Genomic DNA, 4,071 nt, shown 5'->3' with positions numbered 1-4,071 from the left:
TCGTGGCACGTGCCCGCCGTCGACCCGGGTCCCGAGGTGTGGGACGTGCTCGTGCTGCTCGACGGCGACCGCTGGGCGGCCGGCGGCACCGCACGTCTCGACGGGTGGGCGGAATCGGGCGTGCTGCCGCCCACGGCGACGCTGCTGCTGGGCCACGGGGGTCTCGAGGAGCGAGTGGCCGACCTCACCTGCAACCCCCGGCTCATCGCCGAGATCACCGCCCTCATCGACGCCGCCCCCGCCGCTCTCGGCGCGCCGGTCACCCGCGACGCCGACCGCACAACCATCACCGGCCAGTCGCTCGGCGGGCTCACCGCGCTGTATGCCCAGTGCCTCGCGCCGGAGCGCTTCGGGGCGTCGGTGTGCCAGTCGGGCTCGTTCTGGTGGCCCAACCCCTTGGGCGGCGAGCCCGCGGAGTGGCTCACCCGTGCCATCCGCGACTCCGACGCCCGCCTCGGGCGCGTGCACCTCGAGGTCGGGCTCGCCGAGTGGGTGGTGTTGGAGCCTACGCGGCGGCTCAGGGCCGAGCTCGAGGATCGCTGCGCGCTGCTCGACTATCGCGAGTTCGACGGCGGCCACGACCCCGCCTGCTGGGAGGCGAGCCTGCCGCACGCTCTGCACCGCCTCACGCGGCGCAGTGACCCGGCGCCCGCTCCCGCCTGACCGCCCGCCACCGCGAGACGCATCAGTCCCCGCTGAGCTGCACGAGCTTCTCGACGGCGGCGGTCAGGCGCGCGTCGGCCTCGCCGTATGCCGTCCAGTCGCCCTGAGTGAGCGCCGCCTGACGATCCATCATCGCCTGCTGCGCCTCCTGCAGCGCCGCCTGGAACGCCACGTCGGTGCCCGTCCCGCCCCCCGTAGACCCGTCGCCGCCGGGTTCATCCGGGTTCCCGGTCTCCGTCGGCTCGGGCGCCGGGGTGACGTCCGTCCCGCCGTCACCCGTGACCGCCCCGGAGTCCCCGCCGAACAGGACGTCGAGCGCCCCCTGCAGCGTGTCCTCGAACGCGATCTCGTCGCCGAAGCCGACCAGCACCTTCTGCAGCGTCGGCAGCTTGGTGGAGCCCGAGGACTGCACGAACACCGGCTGCACGTACAGCAGGCCTCCGCCGACCGGAAGTGTCAGCAGGTTGCCGTTGAGCACCTGCGACTGTCCCTGCTTCAGGATGTTGATGAACGCCGACACATCCGGTGCAGAGTTGAACGTGTTCTGGACCTGCCCGGGACCGGGAACCGGCGTCTCGGCATTGATCTCCAGCATCCGCAGCTTGCCGTACGTGTCGCTCTTCGCGCCGGTCTGCGCCCCGGCATCCGAGTCCACCGAGAGATATCCCATGAGGACGTTGCGGGTGTCATCACCGCCCGGGATGAACGTGGTGAACATCGAGTAGCTCGGCGCCTCCTGATCGGGCATCTGCATCGTCAGGTAGTACGGCGGCTGCAGCACGGCGTTCGTCTGCGTCGGGTCGTCGGGCGTCTTCCACGCGTTGTCGCGCTGGTAGAACGACTGGGCGTCGTCGACGTGGTACGTGCCGAGCATGGCGCGCTGCACCTTGAACAGGTCGGTCGGGTACCGCACGTGGCTCATGAGGTCGCCGCTCATCTCCGAGACCGGCTTGAGCGTCGACGGGTAGACCTTCTGCCACGCCTGCAGCAGCGGGTCGGTGTCGTCCCACGCGTAGAGCGTCACCTTGCCGTCGTAGGCGTCGACGGTGGCCTTGACGGAGTTGCGGACGTAGTTGACGTCGTCGAGGGCCACCCGCGGCGTCGTGTTGGTCGTGTCGCTGATCGCGTCGCGCAGGCTCACGACCTGCGAGTAGGGGTAATCGGCGCTCAGCGTGTAGCCGTCGACGATCCACACGATGCGGCCGTCGACGACCGAGGGGTACGGGTCGTTGTCGAGCTCGAGATACGGCGCCACCTTCAGCACTCGGTCGACGGGGTCACGGTCGTACAGGATCTGCGAATCCTCGTTGATCGCATCGGAGAACAGGATGTCGGTCGATTGGAACTTCAGCGAGTAGATGAGCCGGCTGAAGGGATCGCCGATGCCGGGCCCACCCTCGCCGGTGAAGGTCGTGGTGGTCCGGGCTGCGCCGTCCTCGCCGCGCGGGTAGTCCAGTTCGATGGGATCGCGGCCCTCCGGCGCCCCGACGATCGAGTATGTCGGCGAGGACTCGCCGAAGTAGACGCGCGGCTCGTAGTTCTCGCCCGTCGTGAGCGCTCCGGTGGCGGGAATGCCGCGCTCCACGAAGACCGGATTGCCGTCAGCCGTGCGCTCGTTGCCCTTCGCGGCGACCATGCCGTAGCCGTGCGTGTAGACGAGCGTCGTGTTGTACCAGGACGCCGCCTGGCCGAGCTCCTGCATGTTGAGCTCCCGCACCGAGACCACGGTGTCCTGCGACTGCCCGTCGATCTGATATCGATCGACGTCGAGCGGATCGGTGAACTGATAGTACGTGCGGTACTGCTCGATCTGGCGGACGGTCGGCGAGATGATGGCAGGGTCCATGATGCGAATGGATGCCGTGGTCTCGGCATCCGCCCGCAACTGCCCCGGCTCCACATCGGTGACGGCCTGGAAGTCGCTCTTCTCCAGCCCGTCGATGCCGTACGCCTTCTTGGTCGCGTCGATGTTGCGCTGGTAGTAGGGGCTTTCGAGGGTCTCCTGGTTCGGCACGACCTGGAACTGGTTGAGAGCCCAAGGGTACGCGATGCCCACGATCAGCGACGACACGATGAGCAATCCGGTCCCGATCAGGGGGAACCGCCAGCGCCCGATCACGGCGGTGACGAAGAAGAGCAGCGCGACGATCGCTGCCGCGATGGCGAGAATCGTGAGCCCCGGGATGATGGCGTGGTCGTCGACGTAGCTGGCGCCCGTGATGCGGTCGCCTTGCTGCGTCAGCGTCTTGTAGCGGTCGAGCCACAGGCTCGCCGCCTGCACGAGCAGATACAGGCCGGCGATGACGGCGAGCTGAATACGGGCCGCCTTCGATATCCGCAGTTCACGCTGGCCGATGCGCACCGATCCGTAGAGGTAGGCGACGAGAGCAGTGACGATCAGGCACACGAGCAGCATCGCCGACGCGAAGCCGAGCACCGTCGAGAAGAACGGGAGCGAGAACAGGTAGAACCCGGAATCGAGGTGGAACTGCGGGTCGAGGTCTCCGGTGTCGACGCGGTTCGCCCACAGCCATACGGTCTCCCACTGCGCGGAGGCGGCGAAGCCGGCGAAGAACCCGAAGAAGAGCGGGATTCCCCACATCGCGAGGCGCCGGAGGGGCTCGACGACCTCCTGGTAATGATCCAGCTGCGAGCTCAGCCGGGCGTAGACGGGACGCAGGCGGTACGCGAGCTGGATCGCCACAAACACCGGAACCGCCATCGCGAGGAACCCGATGACGAACATCGCGACGCGCGCCGTCCATTGCGTCCACAGCACCCCCGAGAAGCCCAGCTGGTCGAACCACAGCCAGTCCGCGTAGAGGCTCGCGAAGAGGAAGAAGCCCACGACGAGAGCCGCGATGACGGCGAGCGTGATGGCGATGGCGCGGCGGACGGGATTGGGCGTGGCCTGGTTCGGCGCTGAGGTCGTGGTCACCCCCCTATCCTAAGCGGCGGGTTTCTTGGGGAAGGCCGTCCCGCGTCAGGCTCACGAACCGGTGGCGGATTCACAGGTCGGCAGCGCATCGGGGTCGCGCTCACCGCGGATCGCCGCGAGCGCGTCGAGCGCGTCGTCCAGCGTCGCGACGGAGAAGACGCGCAAGCCCGCTGGCACGTGGCCGACGACCTCCTCGCAGTTGTCGCGGGGGGCCAGGAACCAGGTGGCGCCGGCATCCTTCGCCCCGTACATCTTCTGCCGGATGCCGCCGATCGGACCGACCGTGCCCGCGGAATCGATCGTGCCGGTACCGGCGACCTGCTCGCCGCCGTTGAGGTCGCCATCGCTGAGGGTGTCGATGATGCCGAGCGCGAACATCATGCCGGCACTGGGGCCACCGACGTTGTCGAGCTGAATCGTCACGTCGACCGGGAAGTCGTAGTCGTGGCTCGTCGTGATCCCGACGAGCC

3 protein-coding genes are annotated in these 4,071 nt (G+C 68.3%); 1 reads left to right on the top strand and 2 read right to left on the bottom strand.

The window, feature by feature from the left end; genetic code table 11:
- Positions 1 to 663: alpha/beta hydrolase-fold protein (locus WBP48_RS16470; RefSeq protein ID WP_424441823.1), on the top strand; the 663-nt coding region annotated here is incomplete at its 5' end.
- 22 nt (positions 664 to 685) lie between these two features.
- Here WBP48_RS16470 and WBP48_RS16465 read toward each other — a convergent pair.
- Positions 686 to 3,601, bottom strand: coding sequence for a UPF0182 family protein (locus WBP48_RS16465; protein WP_424441822.1), 2,916 nt, complete (start codon positions 3,599 to 3,601; stop codon positions 686 to 688).
- Between the two features lie 51 nt (positions 3,602 to 3,652).
- A partial coding sequence (locus tag WBP48_RS16460) for a S16 family serine protease (protein WP_424441821.1) occupies positions 3,653 to 4,071 on the bottom strand: 419 nt, incomplete at its 5' end.

The sequence above is a fragment of the Microbacterium sp. genome, assembly GCF_049661145.1.
In the GTDB taxonomy this organism is placed as follows: Bacteria; Actinomycetota; Actinomycetes; order Actinomycetales; family Microbacteriaceae; genus Microbacterium.
Note: the sequence above shows the minus strand (reverse complement) of the source record. Positions and strands in the feature narration are given on the sequence as shown.